The 20,405-nt window shown below is 63.1% G+C and carries 18 protein-coding genes; 16 read left to right on the top strand and 2 right to left on the bottom strand.

Annotated features, from left to right (window positions below; all coding sequences use genetic code 11):
* Positions 1-79: 79 nt before the first annotated feature.
* Positions 80-2,365, bottom strand: coding sequence for an NADP-dependent malic enzyme (locus K6N12_RS19885; protein ID WP_097624661.1), 2,286 nt, complete (start codon positions 2,363-2,365; stop codon positions 80-82).
* Between the two features lie 113 nt (positions 2,366-2,478).
* Between K6N12_RS19885 and mutS the strand changes: the two genes are divergently transcribed.
* From mutS to murJ, 4 genes are all read left to right on the top strand, one after another.
* A complete protein-coding gene (mutS, locus tag K6N12_RS19880) occupies positions 2,479-5,205 on the top strand; it encodes a DNA mismatch repair protein MutS (protein ID WP_097624660.1) in 2,727 nt (908 codons plus the stop codon).
* Positions 5,206-5,219: 14 nt separating this feature from the next.
* Positions 5,220-5,495 (top strand): hypothetical protein, encoded by a 276-nt coding sequence (locus tag K6N12_RS19875; protein ID WP_012556384.1) that lies wholly within the window; start codon positions 5,220-5,222, stop codon positions 5,493-5,495.
* Positions 5,496-5,602: 107 nt separating this feature from the next.
* On the top strand, positions 5,603-8,509 hold the full coding sequence (locus K6N12_RS19870; protein ID WP_097624659.1) for a [protein-PII] uridylyltransferase: 2,907 nt from the start codon (positions 5,603-5,605) through the stop codon (positions 8,507-8,509).
* Positions 8,510-8,519: 10 nt separating this feature from the next.
* A complete protein-coding gene (murJ, locus tag K6N12_RS19865; RefSeq protein WP_097624658.1) occupies positions 8,520-10,100 on the top strand; it encodes a murein biosynthesis integral membrane protein MurJ in 1,581 nt (526 codons plus the stop codon).
* A gap of 12 nt (positions 10,101-10,112) precedes the next feature.
* Here murJ and K6N12_RS19860 read toward each other — a convergent pair whose 3' ends face one another.
* Positions 10,113-10,541: a YcbK family protein gene (locus K6N12_RS19860; RefSeq protein ID WP_097624657.1), complete on the bottom strand. Its 429-nt coding sequence runs from the start codon at positions 10,539-10,541 to the stop codon at positions 10,113-10,115.
* Between the two features lie 187 nt (positions 10,542-10,728).
* On the opposite strand from K6N12_RS19860, the gene K6N12_RS19855 reads away from it, so the two are divergent.
* From K6N12_RS19855 to K6N12_RS19800, 12 genes are all read left to right on the top strand, one after another.
* Entirely contained in the window at positions 10,729-11,127 is a 399-nt protein-coding gene (locus K6N12_RS19855; protein WP_097624656.1) for a VOC family protein, read from the top strand.
* Between the two features lie 96 nt (positions 11,128-11,223).
* Positions 11,224-12,288, top strand: a complete 1,065-nt coding sequence (gene trpS / locus K6N12_RS19850; RefSeq protein ID WP_097624655.1) for a tryptophan--tRNA ligase — start codon at positions 11,224-11,226, stop codon at positions 12,286-12,288.
* A gap of 87 nt (positions 12,289-12,375) precedes the next feature.
* Positions 12,376-12,867: a universal stress protein gene (locus tag K6N12_RS19845; protein WP_003583845.1), complete on the top strand. Its 492-nt coding sequence runs from the start codon at positions 12,376-12,378 to the stop codon at positions 12,865-12,867.
* A 105-nt stretch (positions 12,868-12,972) separates the two neighbouring features.
* Positions 12,973-13,539, top strand: a complete 567-nt coding sequence (locus K6N12_RS19840) for a NifU family protein (protein WP_097624846.1) — start codon at positions 12,973-12,975, stop codon at positions 13,537-13,539.
* Between the two features lie 89 nt (positions 13,540-13,628).
* The gene (gene tsaB / locus K6N12_RS19835) at positions 13,629-14,291 is read left to right on the top strand and encodes a tRNA (adenosine(37)-N6)-threonylcarbamoyltransferase complex dimerization subunit type 1 TsaB (RefSeq protein WP_097624654.1); all 663 of its coding nucleotides are present in this window, start codon (positions 13,629-13,631) and stop codon (positions 14,289-14,291) included.
* Complete coding sequence (locus K6N12_RS19830; protein WP_003570810.1) at positions 14,288-14,788, top strand: GNAT family N-acetyltransferase; 501 nt, start codon at positions 14,288-14,290, stop codon at positions 14,786-14,788. Before tsaB ends, K6N12_RS19830 begins: the two co-directional genes overlap by 4 nt.
* 83 nt (positions 14,789-14,871) lie before the next feature.
* Complete coding sequence (locus K6N12_RS19825) at positions 14,872-15,300, top strand: Fur family transcriptional regulator (protein WP_012556376.1); 429 nt, start codon at positions 14,872-14,874, stop codon at positions 15,298-15,300.
* 27 nt (positions 15,301-15,327) lie between these two features.
* Entirely contained in the window at positions 15,328-16,125 is a 798-nt protein-coding gene (gene olsA / locus K6N12_RS19820; protein WP_097624653.1) for a lyso-ornithine lipid O-acyltransferase, read from the top strand.
* 49 nt (positions 16,126-16,174) lie between these two features.
* Positions 16,175-17,584, top strand: a complete 1,410-nt coding sequence (gene miaB / locus K6N12_RS19815; protein WP_097624652.1) for a tRNA (N6-isopentenyl adenosine(37)-C2)-methylthiotransferase MiaB — start codon at positions 16,175-16,177, stop codon at positions 17,582-17,584.
* Positions 17,585-17,602: 18 nt separating this feature from the next.
* Entirely contained in the window at positions 17,603-18,652 is a 1,050-nt protein-coding gene (locus K6N12_RS19810) for a PhoH family protein (protein ID WP_088940002.1), read from the top strand.
* A complete protein-coding gene (ybeY, locus tag K6N12_RS19805; RefSeq protein WP_097624651.1) occupies positions 18,652-19,167 on the top strand; it encodes an rRNA maturation RNase YbeY in 516 nt (171 codons plus the stop codon). The genes K6N12_RS19810 and ybeY overlap by 1 nt, the downstream gene beginning before the upstream one ends.
* Positions 19,164-20,318, top strand: coding sequence for a hemolysin family protein (locus K6N12_RS19800; RefSeq protein WP_097624650.1), 1,155 nt, complete (start codon positions 19,164-19,166; stop codon positions 20,316-20,318). Before ybeY ends, K6N12_RS19800 begins: the two co-directional genes overlap by 4 nt.
* The last annotated feature ends 87 nt before the right edge of the window (positions 20,319-20,405 follow it).

Here is a 20,405-nt window from a genome sequence, read left to right as displayed (position 1 = left end):
CGCCAGTCTAAAGCCGGATAAATGCCCGGCCGACGCACAGTCGGCCGGGCCAAAAGGCGTCTCAGAAACGCAGGACAGGTTACGAACCCGCCCCATAGGCGGCGATCGCCGCCATGTTGACGATGTCGCTGTCCTTGGCGCCCATCGAGGTGATCTGCACCGGCTTGTCGAGACCGACGAGGATCGGGCCGATTACCGTCGAGCCGCCAAGCTCCTGCAGCATCTTGGTCGAGATCGAGGCCGAGTGGAAGGCCGGCATGACAAGCACGTTGGCGGGGCCGGAAAGGCGGCAGAAGGGATATTGCTCCATCACCTTGCGGTTCAATGCGACATCGGCCGCCATCTCGCCGTCATATTCGAAATCGACGCGACGCTTGTCGAGGATCTTCACCGCCTCGCGCACCCGCTCCGAACGTTCGCCCGAGGGATGGCCGAAGGTGGAATAAGCGAGCATGGCGACGCGCGGCTGATAGCCCATGCGCCGCGCCAGACCGGCGGCCTCTTCGGCAATATCGGCAAGCTGCTCGGCCGTCGGCATGTCGTGGACGGCGGTATCGGCCACGAAGACCGTGCGGCCGCGGCAGAGCGCCAGCGACACGCCGATGACGCGGTGGCCAGGCTTTTCATCGATGCAGCGGCGCACATCGTCCAGCGCGGTGGAATAGTTGCGGGTGATACCCGTCACCATGCCGTCGGCGTCGCCCAACGCCACCATAGTGGCGGCGAAGTGGTTGCGGTCGTTATGGATTAGCCGCTGAACGTCGCGGTGGAGATAACCGTGCCGCTGCAGCCTGGCATAGAGATAGTCAATATAGGCTTCGACCCGGGTGGAAATACGGGCATTGACGATTTCAAGCCCCGGCCGGTTGAGATCGATGCCGGCGCGTTCGGCCGTCGACCGGATTAGGTCCTCGCGGCCGAGCAGGATGGCGGTGCCGAGCTGCTGGTTGGCGTAGGAGAGTGCTGCGCGCAGGACCTGTTCTTCCTCGGCCTCGGCAAAGACGATCCGCTTCGGGCGGCGGCGCACCCGCTCATAGAGGCTGGCGAGCGTCGAGGCGATCGGATCGCGGCGCGCCGAAAGCTCGCGGGCATAACCGGCCATATCAGTGATGACCTTGCGGGCGACGCCGGTTTCGATCGCCGCTTCCGCCACCGCGACCGGGATCGCGGAGATCAGCCGCGGGTCGAAAGGAACCGGGATAATGTATTGCGAGCCGAAGCGCGGCCGGTTGCCTTGATAGGCGGCAACCACGTCATCCGGCACATCCTCGCGGGCAAGGTTTGCCAGCGCCTTGACGGCGGCGATCTTCATCGCGTCGTTGATTGTGGAGGCGCGGACGTCGAGAGCGCCGCGGAAGATATAGGGAAAGCCGAGAACGTTGTTGACCTGGTTCGGGTAGTCTGAGCGGCCGGTCGCCATGATGGCGTCGTCGCGGATGCGGGCCACCTCTTCCGGGGTGATTTCGGGATCGGGATTGGCCATGGCGAAGATGATCGGCCGATCCGCCATCGAGCGGATCATCTCTGCCGAGAAGGCGCCCTTCTGCGACAGGCCGAAAACGACATCAGCGCCGTCCATCGCCTCCTCAAGCGTGCGTGTATCGGTCTTTGCCGCATGCGCCGATTTCCATTGGTTCATGCCCTCGGTGCGGCCCTGGTAGATGACGCCCTTGGTGTCGCAGAGAATGATATTCTCCGGCGCAAAGCCCATCGCCTTGATGAGTTCGATGCAGGCGATCGCCGCAGCACCGGCGCCGTTGCAGACGAGCTTGGTCGTCTTCAGGTCGCGGCCGGTCAGTTCGAGCGCGTTGATCAGGCCGGCGGCGGCGATGATCGCCGTCCCGTGCTGGTCGTCGTGGAAGACGGGAATATCCATCAGCTCGCGTAGCCGGCTTTCGATGACGAAACAATCCGGCGCCTTGATATCCTCGAGATTGATGCCGCCGAAGGAGGGACCGAGGAAGCGCACGCAGTTGATGAACTCGTCGACATTTTCCGTATCGATTTCGAGGTCGATGGAATCGACGTCGGCAAAGCGCTTGAACAGCACCGCCTTGCCTTCCATGACGGGCTTGGAGGCCAGCGCGCCGAGATTGCCGAGACCGAGAATGGCCGTGCCGTTGGAAATGACGGCGACCATGTTGCCGCGGGCGGTATAATCGTAGGCCGTCTGCGGATCGGCGGCGATCGCCTTCACCGGTACGGCGACACCCGGCGAATAGGCGAGCGACAGGTCGCGCTGCGTCGCCATCGGCTTGGTCGGGACGACTTCCAGTTTGCCGGGCCGGCCCGTGGCGTGAAAATCGAGCGCCTCCTGGTCGGTAACTGATGTCGCCGGCCGGTCCTTCTTATCGATATCGGGCATAAATCCTCCAACGTCCTGTGGGCGACGCTTCGCTCTTCCTCAAATGCTGTTGTCATCTATAGCGGCGCGCGGATAGGGTTGGCACCTGTTTTTTTGGGAAAAACTGCACCTCCGTGAACGCACGAATAGACACAGAGAATGAAGCCTTTTCGGCTGCCGAGCTTGCCACGGCGGAAAGTCGTGCCTCGGCGACGCCGATGATGGAGCAATATATAGAGATCAAGGCGAACAATCCGGGTTCGCTGCTCTTCTATCGCATGGGCGACTTCTACGAGCTGTTCTTCGAGGATGCGCTGGAAGCCTCCCGCGCGCTCGGCATCACGCTGACGAAGCGTGGCCAGCACATGGGCCAGGATATCCCGATGTGCGGCGTTCCGGTGCATGCGGCCGACGATTACCTGCAGAAACTGATCTCGCTCGGTTTCCGCGTCGCCGTCTGCGAGCAGGTCGAAGATCCGGCCGAAGCGAAAAAGCGTGGCGGCAAATCCGTCGTCAAGCGCGATGTCGTCCGCCTGGTCACGCCGGGCACGATCACCGAAGAAAAGCTGCTTTCGCCCTCGGAATCCAACTATCTGATGGCGCTGACCCGCATTCGCGGCGGGGCCGAACCTTTGCTGGCGCTTGCCTGGATCGACATTTCCACCGGCGTCTTCCGGCTGGCCGAAACCGAAGCCTCGCGACTGCTTGCCGATATCCTGCGCATCGATCCGCGCGAACTGATCCTGCCCGAGACGATCTTCCACGATCCGGAACTCAAGCCGGTGTTCGACGTGCTCGGTCGCACCGCCGTGCCGCAGCCTGCCGTGCTCTTCGACAGCGCCAGCGCCGAAGGTCGGATCGCGCGGTATTTCGGCGTTGCGACGCTCGACGGCTTCGGCACCTTCTCGCGCGCCGAGCTGGCGGCGGCTGCCGCCGCCGTCGCCTATGTCGAGAAGACTCAGATCGCCGAGCGGCCAGCGCTCGGCAAGCCGGAGCGGGAAAGTGCGGCGTCAACGCTGTTCATCGATCCCGCCACCCGCGCCAATCTGGAACTGGCCCGCACGCTGTCGGGCGACCGCAACGGCTCATTGCTGAAAGCGATCGACCGCACCGTCACCGGCGGCGGCGCGCGGCTTCTGGCCGAGCGGCTGTTGTCGCCGCTGACCGACCCCGCCCGCATCAATGCGCGGCTCGATTCGATCGGCTTCCTGATCGACGAACCCTCGCTCTGCGGCAATCTGCGCGACACGCTGAAACATGTGCCGGACATGCCGCGGGCGCTGTCGCGCCTGGCGCTCGACCGCGGCGGCCCGCGCGATTTGTCAGCCATTCGCCAGGGCCTTCAAGCGGCAAACGACGTGGCAGCCATGCTTGCCAATGCGATGCTGCCGGAAGAGCTTGGCCAGGCGCTGTCCGGGCTGCAGGCCCTTCCCGCAGCGCTCGAAACCCTGCTGGCCGAAACGCTTGCCGACGAATTGCCGCTGCTGAAGCGCGACGGCGGCTTCCTGCGCGACGGCGCCAGCCCCGAACTCGATGAGGTCCGGGCGTTGCGCGACCAGTCGCGCCGGGTGATCGCCGGGCTGCAACTGCAATATGCCGAAGAGACCGGCATCCGGTCGCTGAAGATCAAGCACAACAACATCCTCGGCTATTTCATCGAGGTGACCGCCGGCAATGCCTCGCCGATGACGGACACGGCCGAAGCCAAGGCCCGCTTCATCCACCGCCAGACGATGGCGAGCGCGATGCGCTTCACCACCACCGAACTTGCCGATCTCGAAAGCCGCATCGCCAATGCCGCCGATCGGGCGCTGACGATCGAGCTTGCCGCCTTCGAGAAGATGACGGCGGCCGTGGTTGCGGAAGCCGAGGCGATCAAATCCGGCGCCCGGGCGCTTGCCGTCATCGACGTTGCAGCCAGCCTGGCGCTGCTCGCCGAAGAGCAGGCCTATTGCCGTCCGCAGGTCGACAGCTCGAAGATGTTTGCCATCGAGGGCGGCCGCCATCCGGTCGTCGAGCAGGCGCTGCGGCGGCAGGCGGGCGGTCCCTTCGTCGCCAATAATTGCGATCTCTCGCCGAAGGCAGGCGACAAGGACGGCGCGATCTGGCTGTTGACCGGCCCGAACATGGGCGGCAAATCGACCTTCCTGCGGCAGAACGCGCTGATAGCGATCCTGGCGCAGATGGGCTCCTTCGTGCCGGCGACCTCAGCCAATATCGGCATCGTCGACCGGCTTTTCTCGCGCGTCGGCGCGTCCGACGACCTGGCGCGCGGGCGCTCCACCTTCATGGTCGAGATGGTCGAGACCGCTGCGATCCTCAACCAGGCGAGCGACCGTTCGCTCGTCATCCTCGACGAGATCGGCCGCGGCACCGCCACCTTCGACGGCCTGTCGATCGCCTGGGCCTCCGTCGAGCATCTGCACGAGGCCAACCGCTGCCGCGGCCTCTTCGCCACGCATTTCCATGAGCTGACCGTGCTTTCGGAAAAGCTGGGCCGGCTATCGAACGCGACGATGCGCGTCAAGGAATGGGACGGCGACGTCATCTTCCTGCATGAGGTCGGCCCGGGCGCGGCCGACCGCTCTTACGGCATCCAGGTCGCCCGCCTTGCCGGGCTTCCGGCCTCGGTGGTGACGCGGGCCCGCGATGTGCTCACTCGCCTCGAAGATGCCGACCGCAAGAACCCGGCGAGCCAACTGATCGACGACCTGCCGCTCTTCCAGGTGGCGGTGCGCCGCGAGGACACGGCCCGCGGACCGTCCAAGGTCGAGGAGACGCTGAAGGCGATGAGCCTTGACGATATGACGCCGCGCGAGGCAATGGACGCGCTTTACGACCTCAAGAAAAAATTGAAATAGGGCAGCGGCACGCGATGTTCATGGAAAAGCTGATACGCGAAACGGAGCGCCTCTCGCTCATCTGCTCCATGCTCGACACGATGCGGCGCGCCGACGCCGATCGCAATGCGCGCGGCTGGACGTCGCCGATCGGCATGCTGAAAATTACCCGCTGCTGCGCTATGATCTCGGAACTCGGAACTTCGATCGCCAAGGCCGGCTATCGCGAGTGCGACAGACAGTCGCTTGAGGAGATCATGAGAGAGACGCGGCAGGTGCTGCATTTGCTGAATGCGCGGGCCACCGCCTGAGTTTTCAGGAAAGCCGTCGCGCGGCTTACCAACACCATTTCGCCAAATTTAAAGGTTCTTGCAGTATGAGGGCCCGTGTCAATCGCCTGATAAAGGGGTTATAGCGCATGCGGACGAAACACGAGGCGAGCCCGGATGCGGCCGCCCGGCATGAACAGGAAACCGCCCCGGCGACAGCGATGCGCGAGCTTGATTTTTCCCATATTCTCGACGTCGAGTTGTTGCAGAAGCAGTGCGACGCCGTTGCCGAGGCCAACCGCAACCGGCCCGACGTGCTGCGCGCCGACCTGCTTGCGGTGCTCAAGAAGGCGAGCACGGAAGGCCGGCAGAAGGCGCGGGCCGCACTTATGGCCGACGGCGGCGGGCTGAATTGCGCCTACCGGATTTCCTGGCTGCAGGACCAGATCATCACCGTCCTCTACAATTTCGCCACCGCCCATATCTTTCCGCAGCAGAAGGACAAGTTTGCGGTCACCGCCGTCGGCGGCTACGGCCGCGACACGCTGGCGCCGGGCTCCGATATAGACCTGCTCTTCCTCTTCCCGCCGCGCCCGACCGAGGAGACGCACAAGGCCGTCGAGTTCATGCTCTACGTGCTCTGGGACATGGGCTTCAAGGTCGGCCACGCCACCCGTACGGTGGAAGAATGCATCGCGCTTTCCAAGTCCGACATGACGATCCGCACCGCCATCCTGGAAATGCGCTACATCTGCGGCCTGCAGCGGCTGGAAACCGAACTCGAGACCCGCTTCGACAAGGAAATCGTCACCGGTACCGGCCCTGAGTTCATCGCCGCCAAGCTTGCCGAGCGCGACGAGCGCCACCGCAAGGCAGGCGATACACGCTATCTCGTCGAGCCGAACGTCAAGGAAGGCAAGGGCGGGCTTCGCGACCTGCACACGCTGTTCTGGATCTCGAAATATTATTATCACGTGCGCGACCAGGCCGAGCTGGTCAAGCTCGGCGTCTTGTCGAAGCACGAATACCGCCTGCTCGAGAAAGCCGACGATTTTCTCTGGGCGGTACGCTGCCATATGCACTTCCTGACAGGCAAGGCCGAGGAGCGCCTGTCCTTCGACATCCAGCGCGAAATCGCCGAAGCATTCGGCTATCACACCCGCCCCGGCCTTTCGGCCGTCGAGCGCTTCATGAAGCACTATTTCCTCGTCGCCAAGGATGTCGGCGATCTCACGCGCATCCTCTGCGCTGCGCTTGAAGACCAGCAGGCGAAGTCGATCCCGGGCCTGACCGGCGTCATCAGCCGCTTCACCCATCGCAACCGCAAGATCGCCGGCAGCGTCGAATTCGTCGAGGACCGCGGCCGCATCGCGCTTGCCGACGCCGAGGTGTTCAAGCGCGATCCCGTCAGCATCCTCCGGCTCTTCCACGTCGCCGACATCAACGGGCTGGAATTCCATCCGGACGCGCTGAAACGCGTCACTCGCTCGCTTGCCCTGATCGACAACCGGCTCAGGGAAAACGACGAGGCGAACCGGCTGTTCATGTCGATCCTGACTTCGAAGCGCGATCCGGCGCTGATCCTGCGGCGGATGAACGAGGCCGGCGTGCTTGGCCGCTTCATCCCCGAATTCGGCAAGATCGTCGCGATGATGCAGTTTAACATGTATCACCACTATACGGTCGACGAACATCTGATCCGCACCGTCGACGTTCTCTCCGAGATCGATCAGGCACGCGCCGAAGATCTGCATCCGCTCGCCAACAAGCTGTTCTCAGGCATCGAAGACCGCGAGGCGCTCTATGTCGCGGTTCTCCTGCATGATATCGCCAAGGGCCGCCTGGAGGATCATTCGATTGCCGGCGCCCGCGTCGCCCGCAAGCTCTGCGGCCGCTTCGGCCTGTCGCAGAAGCAGACGGAAATCGTCGTTTGGCTGATCGAGGAACATCTGACGATGTCGATGGTGGCGCAGACCCGCGACCTCACCGACCGCAAGACGATCACCGATTTTGCCGACCGGGTGCAGTCGCTCGACCGGCTGAAGATGCTGCTGATCCTGACGATCTGCGATATCCGCGCCGTCGGCCCCGGCGTCTGGAACGGCTGGAAAGGCCAGCTTCTGCGCACGCTCTATTATGAAACCGAGCTGCTGCTGGCCGGCGGTTTTTCGGAAGTCTCCCGCAAAGAGCGCGCCAATGCCGCCGCCGAGGCGCTGCATGCGGCCCTTGCCGACTGGAGCCAGAAGGACCGCAATACCTATACCAAGCTGCACTACCAGCCCTATCTGCTCTCGGTGCCGCTGGAAGACCAGATCCGTCACGCCCATTTCATCCGCCAGGCCGACAAAGCCGGCCAGGCGCTCGCCACCACGGTGCGCACCGACAGTTTCCACGCGATCACCGAAATCACCGTGCTGTCGCCCGACCATCCGCGGCTGCTCGCCGTTATCGCCGGCGCCTGTGCTGCGGCCGGCGCCAACATCGTCGACGCGCAGATCTTCACGACGTCGGACGGTCGGGCGCTCGACACCATCCATGTCAGCCGCGAATTTACCGACGATGCCGACGAGCTGCGCCGGGCCGCGACGATCGGACGGATGATCGAGGACGTGCTGTCCGGCCGCAAGCGGCTGCCCGAGGTCATCGCCACGCGGGCGCGCAACCGCAAGAAGAGCAAGGCCTTCGTCATTCCGCCGTCGGTTAACATCACCAACAGCCTGTCGAACAAGTTCACGGTCATCGAGGTCGAATGCCTCGACCGGCCGGGTCTCTTGTCTGAGATCACCGCCGTGCTCTCCGATCTGTCGCTCGACATCCAGTCGGCCCGCATCACCACCTTCGGCGAGAAGGTGATCGACACCTTCTACGTCACCGACCTGGTCGGCCAGAAAATCTCCGGCGACAGCAAGCGCGCCAACATCACCGCCCGGCTGAAGGCAGTCATGGCCGAGGAGGAAGACGAACTGCGCGAGCGCATGCCCTCCGGCATCATCGCGCCGGCCGCCACCGCCCGGACATCGCCGTCAGCCGAAAAGAAAGCCGATTCGCCCGCATGAGCCCGCAAGCATGAGCCTCGTCAAGAAATTCGCAACCGTCGGCGGCGCCACCCTCGGCAGCCGCATCTTCGGTTTCGCCCGCGAAACGCTGATGGCAGCCGCACTCGGCACCGGACCGATGGCCGACGTCTTCTACGCCGCCTTCCGCTTCCCGAACCTGTTTCGCCGGCTGTTTGCCGAGGGCGCCTTCAACGCCGCCTTCGTACCGCTTTTTGCCAAGGAGATCGAAGCGAACGGCACGGAAGGGGCCAAGCGCTTTTCCGAGGAAGTCTTCGGCGTGCTGTTTTCAGTGCTGCTCCTCATCACCATCGTGATGGAGCTTGCCATGCCGCTTTTGGTGCGCTTCGTCATCGCGCCGGGTTTTGCCGACGATCCCGACAAGTTCTCGATCACCATCCGCATGGCGGCGGTGATGTTTCCCTATCTGATGTGCATGTCGCTGACGGCGATGATGAGCGGCATGCTGAATTCGCTGCATCATTTCTTCGCCGCCGCTATCGCGCCGGTTTTCCTCAACGTGGTGATGATCGGGGCGCTGTTTTATGCACTCTATACCGGCGCCGATCCGCTGGCGACGGCCTGGTATCTCTCCTGGGGTGTTCTTGCCGCCGGCGTGCTGCAGCTCGCCGTCGTCTATATCGGCGTGCTTGCGGCCGGCATGAGCATCGGCTTCCGCTTCCCGAAGATGACGCCGAACGTCAAGCGGCTGCTGATCCTTGCGGTGCCGGCCGCCGTGACCGGCGGCATCACCCAGATCAACCAGTTGATCGGCCAGGCAATCGCCTCCTCCCGCGACGGCGCGATCGCAGCCCTGCAATATGCCGACCGGATCTATCAGCTGCCGCTCGGCGTCGTCGGCGTCGCCGTCGGCGTGGTGCTGCTGCCGGAACTTGCCCGGGCGCTGAAGGGCGGCAATCTGCGCGAAGCCGGAAACCTGCAGAACCGCTCGATCGAATTCGTGCTGTTCCTGACGATCCCTGCCGCATTCGCGCTGTGGATCCTCTCCGACGAGATCATCCGCGTGCTTTACGAGCGCGGCGCCTTCCATCAGGAAAACACCGCCGTCGTCGGCGCGATCCTGGCGATCTACGGCATCGGCCTGCCGGCCTTCGTGCTGATCAAGGCGCTGCAGCCGGGCTTCTACGCGCGCGAGGACACCAAGACGCCGATGCGCTTTTCGGCGATCGCCGTTGCCACCAACTGCGCCACGGCGCTCACCCTCTTTCCCTTTATGGGCGCGCCCGGCATCGCCGTGGCCGAAGCCACTGCCGGCTGGATCAGCACCGTGTTGCTGTTCACCACGCTGTTGCGCCGCGGCCATCTGACATGGGAATGGGCGCTGGCAAAACGCACCGCCCTGCTGATCGTCGCGGCGGCGGTCATGGGGGCGGCCATCGTCTTTCTCAAGCAGTATTTCGCACCCTGGCTCGCCTCCGGCTCGCCGCTTCTAACCAAGATCGGCACGCTGGGGCTGCTGATCGCGATTTCCATGCTGGTCTATTTCGCCGCCGCCTTCCTGATCGGCGGCGCCGATCTCGGCATGATCCGCCGCAATCTGAACCGCAAGCCGGCGGCGGCGGAGGATGCGTAGCGCCGTCAAGGTCTAGCAATCCACCCATCGCCGCTGCGGTCCGACATCGACATGAACGATGCCGTTGCAATAGGTGCCGATGCCGCCGATGCCGGGCGCGCTCCTGGCGGCTGCGATGATGGTGCGTTCCGACAGGCCCGGCATCCTGATATCGGCCGCCAGGCATTTTCCATGCAGGGAGCCATGGCGGCGGGGATGCGCCCGGAGGCCGGAGGTGATCATCGGCCGGCGTCCGGTTTTTGCGGCGATATGCGACAGCACCGCCTGAAGACGCGCGGGAAAACAGCCGGTGCGGACACTGACGGTCTGGACGGTGTAGGCTGGGCGTGCCTCCTGCTTGGGAAGATGAATGACCGGCCGTTTGCTGTCTTGACCGACGGCGCTGGTTGCGGATTGTAGGGCGAAAAGGCCTGCCATGGCGAGCAAACTGGCGGTCTGCATGGTTCCTCCTGGCGGTTGACAGGGCGGCCATCGCACGCCCCTGCGCGGTCGAGGATTTTCAGTTCAATAAAAGCTTTTCTGTGAAATTTTATACTCAATTGTGAGTAACGGACTTGATCACTTCGGCTTAAAATAACGGACATTGCCGATCCAGCCTGGAATAAACATCTCAATCGGGAGATATGACATGACGACCCAGTCGCTTTTCCTCGTCACCCTCGTCGTCGACGACTACGACCGCGCCAAGGCATTCTACTGCGGCGCCCTTGGTTTCGATTGCCTTCAGGACGAGCCGCAGCCGGAGGGCAAGCGCTGGGTGGTGGTGAAGCCCAGAGGAGGAGATGGCGGAGCCTTTCTGCTGGCGCAGGCCGCAAACGACACGCAACGGGCGGCGATCGGTAACCAGACAGGCGGCCGGGTCAGCTTCTTCCTGAAGACCGACGATTTCGCCCGCGACCATGCCGCAATGCGCGCCGCCGGCGTGCGCTTTCTGGAGGAGCCGCGGCATGAGGTTTACGGCACGGTCGCGGTGTTTGCCGATCCCTACGGCAACAGCTTCGATCTGATACAGCATCACGCTGCCTGAACCTCTTGATTGCGATCGGCTGCCCGTGCATAAGCCGCGGCGTTAGCAACATGGGCGAACAGCCCTGGGGCCCTCCACCAGCCTATTGAGGACGACATGAGCGAATTCAAGAAACTCGTATTCTCCGGCGTGCAGCCGACCGGCAATCTGCATCTCGGCAATTATCTCGGCGCGATCCGCCGCTTCGTGGCGCTGCAGGAAGGCAATGACTGCATCTACTGCGTCGTTGACATGCATGCGCTCACTGCCCAGTTGGTGCACGAGGACATGCAGAGCCAGACGCGTTCGATCGCCGCCGCCTTCATCGCCGCCGGCATCGATCCGGAAAAACATATCGTCTTCAACCAGTCGGCCGTGCCGCAGCATGCCGAACTTGCCTGGATCTTCAATTGCGTCGCCCGCATCGGCTGGATGAATCGCATGACGCAGTTCAAGGACAAGGCCGGCAAGGACCGCGAGCAGGCCTCGCTCGGCCTATACGCCTATCCGAGCCTGATGGCCGCCGATATTCTCGTCTACCGCGCCACCCATGTGCCGGTCGGTGAGGATCAGAAGCAGCATCTGGAACTTGCCCGCGATATAGCGATGAAGTTCAACCTCGATTATGCCGAGCATATTCGCAAGACCGGTTACGGTGTCGACATCACCGTCGGCAACGAGCCGGTGCATGCCTATTTCCCGATGGTCGAGCCGCTGATCGGCGGACCGGCGCCGCGGGTCATGTCGCTGCGCGACGGCACCAAGAAAATGTCGAAATCCGACCCTTCCGACCTCTCGCGCATTAACCTGATGGATGACGAGGAGGCGATCTCGAAGAAGATCCGCAAGGCAAAGACCGATCCGGACGGCTTGCCGAGCGAGGTGGAAGGTCTGCAGGGCCGGCCGGAAGCCGACAATCTGGTGGCGATCTATGCGGCGCTTGCCGATAAATCGAAGGCGGACGTGCTGGCCGAATTCGGCGGCCAGCAGTTCTCCGTCTTCAAGCCGGCGCTGGTCGATTTGGCGATCCACGTGCTGGCGCCGATCACCGGCGAAATGCGCCGGCTGATGGACGACACCAGCCATATCGACGCTATCCTGCGCAGGGGCGGCGAACGGGCCAGGGCCCGCGCAGAGGTGACGATGCGCCAAGTCCGCGATGTGATCGGCTTCCTTTACTGAGAGTGATCTCTTCTTCTCCCACGTGGAGGAGAAGAGGAAAAAAACTGGGCTTGCAAATTTTCCGCTTCGGGTGTCAGAGTCCGCGCCATGGTATCGAAGCGACTCTCACGGCTCGAAGGTCATCGCCGCAAATTCATGGCGGTGATCGACGGTACACCCGAATGCCAGCGCGCCGTTCATTATGCCGGCCGGCGCGCGAAGAATTCCAATGGCGGGCTGGTGCTGCTCTACGTCATTCCCGACGGGGATTTCCAGCAATGGCTCGGCGTCGAGGCGATCATGCGGGCCGAGGCGCGCGAGGAGGCCGAGGCGGTCGTTGCCAAGATCGCCCAGATCGTGCGCGAGACGATCGGCATCGAGCCGGAGATCGTCATCCGCGAAGGTGGTGCGGCCGAACAAATCAACGCCGTGATCGAGGACGACCGCGATGTGGCGATCCTCGTTCTGGCCGCCGGTTCGGCGAAGGAAGGCCCGGGACCGCTGGTTTCGTCGATCGCCGGCCGCGCGGCGGCGTTTCCGATCCCGGTCACCGTGCTGCCAGATACGCTGACCAATGAGGAAATCGACGCCCTCTGCTGACAATTTCTTGAGTAAAAATCTCTTGAATGGCACCGGCAATCGGCTTATCTTCTTTTGAAGAATTCTAAAGACGGCGAGGCATGGGCCGGCCGCATGGAGACCCAGATGTTCATTCAGACCGAAGCCACGCCAAACCCCGCCACGCAGAAGTTCCTGCCGGGCAAGGTGGTGATGGAAAGCGGCACGGCCGAGTTCCGCAGTGCCGAGGAGGCCGAAGCTTCGCCGCTCGCTGCCCGCCTGTTCGAAATACCGGGTGTGACCGGTGTCTATTTCGGCTATGATTTCATTTCCGTCTCCAAGGACGATGCCGAATGGCAGCATCTTAAGCCGGCTATTTTGGGCTCGATCATGGAGCATTTCATGTCGGGCAAGCCTGTCATGGGCGATGCTTCCATCCTCTCCGAAGACGTTGACGCCAGCGACGAGTTTTTTGACGAAGGCGACGAGTCGATCGTGCTGACCATCAAGGAGCTTCTGGAGACCCGCGTGCGCCCCGCCGTTGCCCAGGACGGCGGCGACATCACCTTCCGCGGCTTCAAGGACGGCAAGGTCTATCTGAACATGAAGGGTTCCTGCGCCGGCTGCCCCTCTTCGACGGCGACGTTGAAGCATGGCGTCCAGAACCTGCTGCGCCATTTCGTTCCGGAAGTGCAGGAAGTGATTGCCGCTTAAAAATTCTGGCGTTCGTCCGGCCGTTCATCTGTGGTTCGGCCAGACGAATTTATGATCAGGCGACAATAGATTTTTCGGAAATTGATGGCATGATTGTTCTGGCGCTCGACACGGCAGGTGTAGACTGCGCTGCCGCCGTTTACGACAGCGGCAGGAATACGATGCTGGGGGAGGCATCGGACATGATCGGCAAGGGGCATGCTGAACATCTGATCGGTATCGTCGATCGCGCGCTCGATCAGGCTCATATGGCGCTTTCCGATATCGACCGCATTGCCGTCGCCATCGGCCCCGGCTCGTTTACCGGTATCCGGGTCGGCGTTGCCGCAGCCCGCGGTTTTGCGCTTTCCCTCAATGTGCCCGCCGTCGGCGTCACCACGCTCGAGGTCATGGCATCAGCCCAGCGCGAAAAAACGCCCGGCCGCGCCGTGCTGGCAGCGATGGATGCCAAGCGGGACGAAATCTACCTCCAGTCCTTTTCATCGGATGGTTCGCCCCTCGACGCGCCACGGGCGTTAAGCGTGGCGCAAGCGCAGGCTTTTGCCGCAGGCTTCGACGGCGAGATCACCGGATCGGCAACGCCGCTGCTGAAGGCGGACGCCCATGGCGATCACAGCAACAATTTCCCGATCTCCGTCGTGGCGCGCCTCGGTGCTGCCGCCTCCCCCGATGCCGGAAAGCCGAAGCCCCTTTATCTGCGCGGACCCGATGCCAAGCCGCAGGCCGGGTATGCGATTGCCCGACGAGTATGACGATGCTGGAAGCCTATCTGACGCTGAAGCCGGAATTCGAGATCATCGCCATGGAGCGCGAGGATTGCCGCGATGTCGCCGTCCTGCACGGCGAACGTTTTGCCCGGCCCTGGGGCGATGGTGAATTTCACGGGTTGCTGATGCAGGACACCGTGTTCGGCTTCGTCGCCCGCCAGACCAATGCCATCCTGAAAAAGCCGCTTCCCGGCTTCATTCTCGCCCGCCATGTCGCCGGCGAGGCGGAGATCCTGACGATCGCCGTGCAGGCGAAGGTCGCTCGCGCCGGGCTCGGCTGGCGACTGATGCAGGCAGCGATGCGGGAAGCACGCGCACGCGGCGGCGAGAGCATGTTTCTCGAAGTCGACGACGGCAATACGGCAGCGCTTGGCCTCTATCGCAAGCTCGGCTTCGAAAAGGTCGGGGAACGCAAGGGTTATTACAAGCAGGAAAACGGCGCTCTCTCCACGGCGCTTGTCATGAAGCGCGTTCTTCGCTAGTTCCCTGACAGAGAGATGACTTGCTGATCGGCGCCAAAGCCCTTCGGCATTGTCGCAAGACGAATATCTTTTGAAGGCGGGCCATGCCTGATGTAGCCAAGACCCTTGAGGAGCTTTGCACCGAACGCGGCATGCGCATGACCGAGCAGCGCCGCGTCATCGCGCGCATCCTCGAAGATTCGGAAGACCATCCCGATGTCGAAGAGCTTTACCGCCGCTCGGTGAAGGTCGATGCGAAGATCTCGATCTCGACCGTCTACCGCACGGTGAAACTGTTCGAGGATGCCGGCATCATCGCCCGCCACGACTTCCGCGACGGGCGCTCGCGCTACGAAACGGTGCCGGAAGAGCATCACGACCACCTGATCGACCTGAAAACCGGCACGGTGATCGAATTCCGCTCGCCGGAGATCGAGGCGCTGCAGGAGCGCATCGCTCGCGAGCACGGCTTCAAGCTGGTCGACCACCGGCTGGAACTCTACGGCGTTCCGCTGAAGAAGGAAGACCTCTGAAGCAATGGCCGCCGGGGAGACCAGCATTTGATCGCCTGGCTGCGCATTGCCTGTGCTGCGGTCGTCATCCTGACCGTCAGCATCGTGCTCGTGCCGCTGCAACTGCTCGCCCTCCGTTTCGACTGGCGGCTGCGGCGCCGGCTGCCGCGCGTCTGGCACCGTATCATCTGCTATTGCCTCGGCATCCGCGTCCGCGTCACCGGCCAGCTGGAAGAGCGCCGGCCGCTGATGCTCTGCTCCAATCATTCCTCCTGGATGGATATCATGGTGCTGTCGGCGGTTGCCGACGTCGCCTTCATCGCCAAGATCGAGGTGGCCGAATGGCCGATCTTCGGCACGCTCGCCAAGCTGCAGAAGAGCGTCTTCGTCGTACGCGAGGAGAGGCGCAAGACCGGCCATCAGGCAAACGAGATCGCCGGGCGGATGGCCGATGGCGAAATCGTCGTGCTCTTCCCAGAGGGCACGACCTCGGACGGCAACCGGCTGCTGGAGGTCAAGTCCTCGCTGTTCGGCGCTGCCGCCATGGCCGTGCCCGCTTCGCCCACAGGAACCGTGGTGGTGCAGCCGGTGGCGGTTGCCTATACCAGGGTGCACGGCATCGCCATGGGCCGCTATCACCGGCCGCTCGCCGCCTGGCCGGGGGATATCGAGCTCTTGCCGCACCTGATCGATATCGTGCGATGCGGCGCCATCGACGCAGAGGTTTCCTTCGGCGAGGCGGTGGAATACCGCGCCGACACCAATCGCAAGGAAGTGAGCGCGACTATCGCCTCACGCATCCGCAACCTGTTGAACAGCCGCCTGCGCGGGCGCGAAATCTCCTAAAAGAAGATTTCGATTTTCTCAGGCGGCAAAAACCACTAAATAGCGCGCCATGACACAGGACAGCGCCCTTCTCCAGGCTCCGGAGCCGACACGCCGCGACGGTTCCAACAGCCGCAAGGTCTTCATCAAGACCTATGGCTGCCAGATGAACGTCTATGATTCCACGCGCATGAGCGATGCGCTCGCCCGCGACGGTTACGAACCGACTGAGGATATGGAAGAGGCGGACCTCGTTCTGCTCAACACCTGCCATATCAGAGAGAAGGCGGCCGAGAAGGTCTATTCGGCGCTCGGGCGGCTGCGCGACATGAAAAAGAAGAAGGCGGCGGACGGACGGGAGATGATGATCGGCGTTGCCGGCTGCGTCGCCCAGGCCGAAGGCGAGGAGATCCTGCGCCGGGCGCCCGCCGTCGACGTCGTCATCGGCCCGCAGACCTATCACCGCCTGCCGGAGGCGCTGCGCCGGGCCAAGCAGGGCCAGCGCGTCGTCGATACGGAATATGCGGTCGAGGACAAGTTCGAGCATCTGCCGATCGCCGAGAGCCGGAAGATCCGAGCCCGCGGCGTCACCGCCTTCCTGACGGTGCAGGAGGGCTGCGACAAATTCTGCACCTTCTGCGTCGTGCCCTATACCCGCGGCTCGGAAGTGTCGCGGCCGGTTGCCCAGATCGTCGAGGAAGCCGAAAAGCTGGTCGAAGGCGGCGTGCGCGAGATCACCCTGCTCGGGCAGAACGTCAATGCCTGGCACGGCGCCGGGCCGAGGGGCGAGGCGTGGAGCCTCGGCGACCTGCTCTACCGGCTTGCCGAGATCCCCGGCCTTGCGCGGCTGCGCTACACCACCAGCCATCCCCGCGACATGGACGACCGGCTGATCGACGCCCATCGCGATCTTCGGGCGCTGATGCCCTATCTGCACCTGCCGGTGCAATCGGGCTCCGACCGTATCCTGAAGGCGATGAACCGGCGCCATACAGCGGCCGAATATCTCTCGCTGATCGAACGCATTCGCACGGTGCGGCCCGACATCGCCCTGTCCGGCGATTTCATTACCGGCTTTCCGGGGGAGACAGACGAAGATTTTGAGGATACATTAGAACTTGTGAAGAAGGTGCGCTATGCGCAGGCCTTCTCGTTCAAATACTCGACACGGCCGGGCACCCCCGGCGCGGAACTGAAGGACCAGGTGCCGGAAGAGATCAAGGCAGAACGGCTGGAACGCCTGCAAGCGCTTCTCGTGAAGCAGCAGCAGGAATTTGCCGAATCCTGCGTCGGCAAAGAGATCGACCTGTTGCTGGAAAAGCCCGGTCGCATGCCGGAACAGCTGATCGGACGTTCTCCCTGGCTTCAATCCGTGAATGTTGATGCAAAAGCATCGCAAATCGGTGACATTATTAAAGTGCGAATCACAGGAACCGGAAACAACAGCCTGTTTGCCGAACGCGCAGAGGCTGCGGTTTAACTCAAGGAGCCCGACCGCTTGAACGGACAAGAATTGGTTTCTTCTTCACCGCGCCACCCCCGCACGCCGAGCGATACCAATCACTTCGTCCTGACGTTCGAGAACAACCGCTTCGCCAGCGAGCTCTTCGGTCAATTCGATCAGAACCTCAAGCTGCTCGAGGAACGGCTCAACATCGATGCGCGGGCCCGCGGCAATTCGGTCGTCATCACAGGCGATGTCGTGACCACCAACCAGGCGCGGCGCACGCTCGACTATCTCTATGAAAAACTTCAGAAAGGCGGCAGCGTGGAACGATCCGACGTCGAGGGCGCAATCCGCATGGCGGTCGCCGCCGACGATCAGCTCAGCCTTCCCACCATGGAGCGCAAGGCCAAGCTGACGATGGCGCAGGTTTCCACCCGCAAGAAGACGATCATTGCTCGCACGCCGACACAGGACGCCTATATCCGGGCGCTGGAGCGGGCCGAGCTGGTCTTCGGCGTCGGCCCGGCCGGCACCGGCAAGACCTATCTCGCCGTCGCCCACGCTGCCCAACTGCTGGAGCGCGGCGCGGTCGAAAAGATCATCCTGTCGCGCCCGGCCGTCGAAGCGGGCGAGCGCCTCGGATTCTTGCCCGGCGACATGAAGGAAAAGGTCGATCCCTATCTTCGCCCGCTCTATGACGCGCTCTATGACATGATTCCCGCCGACAAGGTCGACCGGGCGATCACCGCCGGCGTCATCGAAATCGCGCCGCTCGCCTTCATGCGCGGCCGCACGCTCGCCAACGCCGCCATCATCCTCGACGAAGCACAGAACACGACATCGATGCAGATGAAGATGTTCCTGACGCGTCTCGGCGAGAATGCGCGGATGATCGTCACCGGCGACCCGAGCCAGATCGACCTGCCGCGCGGCGTCAAATCCGGCCTCGTCGAGGCGCTGCAGCTTCTCAACGGTGTCGAGGGCATCTCGATCGTGCGCTTCAAGGATACCGACGTCGTCCGCCATCCGCTGGTCGGGCGCATCGTCAGGGCCTATGATTCCACCTATGCCGAAGCCGAAGCGGTCAGCCGGCAGGACTGATGGCAGAACTCGACATCCAGATCAGCGTCGACGACATCGGCTGGCCGGGCGAGGAGACGCTGCTGTCCTTTTGCGAGCGCGTGCTCGGCGCTGCCCTGGTCTATCTCCGCGACAGCGAGAAGCAGCCCTTCCCGACGATGCCGCCCGAGGTCTCGCTTGTCTTCACCGACGACGCCTCGATCCAGGACATCAACGCCGAATGGCGGGGGAAGGACAAGGCGACCAACGTGCTCTCCTTTCCAGCCTTTCCGGTTCGGCCCGGTAAAATGCCCGGTCCGATGCTCGGCGACATCATCATCGCCCGGGAGACGGTGGAGCGGGAAACCATCGAGCTCGAAAAGAGTTTCGATGACCACCTGACCCATCTTCTGGTGCACGGTTTCTTGCATCTTCTCGGCTACGACCATATGAATAGTGATGAAGCCGAAATTATGGAGGGGCTGGAGACTCGCATTTTGGCGCAGCTCGGCCTATCTGATCCTTACGAGGGTCAAGACCTTAAAATGGAACCATGAGCGACTTTACGACGAAGCCGGCGGCAGACGCCAAGGACTCCGAGCCATCCTCCTCTTCCGACGAGGCGGGCAGTAGTAGTCGGCCATCCGGCCGATCCCAATCCTTCTGGTCGCGCGCCGCGCGCATCCTTCGCCCGCAGCAGGGCTCGCGGCTGCGCGAGGATCTTGCCGACGCGCTGATGACCGATGCGGCCGGCGATGACGCATTTTCACCCGACGAACGGGCAATGCTGCATAACATTCTGCGCTTTCGCGAGGTGCGCGTCGCCGACGTGATGGTGCCGCGCGCCGATATCGAGGCGGTCGACCAGAACATCACCATCGGCGAGCTGATGATCCTGTTCGAGGAATCCGGCCGCTCGCGCATGCCCGTCTATGCCGACACGCTCGACGATCCGCGCGGCATGGTGCATATCCGCGATCTGCTCTCCTATGTCGCCAAGCAGGCGCGCAACAAGCGCCGCGGCCCGGCGAAACCGGCCGCAGCCCTGCCGGCGCTGCCGGCGATCGAGGTTGCGCCCGAGAATATCCAGAAGACCACGCGGCCGGCCAAGCCGAATTTGGATCTCGCCCGCGTCGACTTGCAGAAGACGCTGACGGAAGCCGGCATCATCCGCAAGATCCTGTTCGTGCCGCCGTCGATGCTGGCCTCGGACCTGTTGCGCCGCATGCAGGTGAACCGCACGCAGATGGCGCTGGTCATCGACGAATATGGCGGCACCGACGGGCTCGCCTCGCATGAGGACATCGTCGAAATGGTGGTCGGCGACATCGACGACGAACACGACGACGAAGAGGTGATGTTCAAGCGGGTTGCCGAAGACGTCTTCATTGCCGACGCCCGCGTCGAACTGGAAGAGATCGCCGCGGCGATCGGGCCGGATTTCGACATCAGCGAGCAGGTCGACGAGGTCGATACGCTGGGCGGTCTGATCTTCTCCGCACTCGGCCGCATCCCGGTGCGCGGCGAGGTCGTGCAGGCGCTGCCGGGCTTCGAATTCCACATCCTCGACGCCGATCCGCGCCGCATCAAGCGGCTGCGCATCACCCGCAAGCGCCATGCGATCCGCCGCCGCGCCAAGGTGGATGGCGACATTCCCCCCGGCTCCGACGCCGGCGACGACCGGCCAGCGGAATCAACCGCCAATTAATGCTGTCCCGGAACCCGCTGCGCGGTTCCGGGCGATCTTCATTAACAGGACAAAGAGCCGCTTTTTTGAAAGACTGCGCATGGGTTG

The sequence above is a fragment of the Rhizobium redzepovicii genome, from assembly GCF_019793435.1.
Taxonomy (GTDB): Bacteria; Pseudomonadota; Alphaproteobacteria; order Rhizobiales; family Rhizobiaceae; genus Rhizobium; species Rhizobium redzepovicii.
This window is presented reverse-complemented; position numbering and strand designations above follow the sequence as displayed.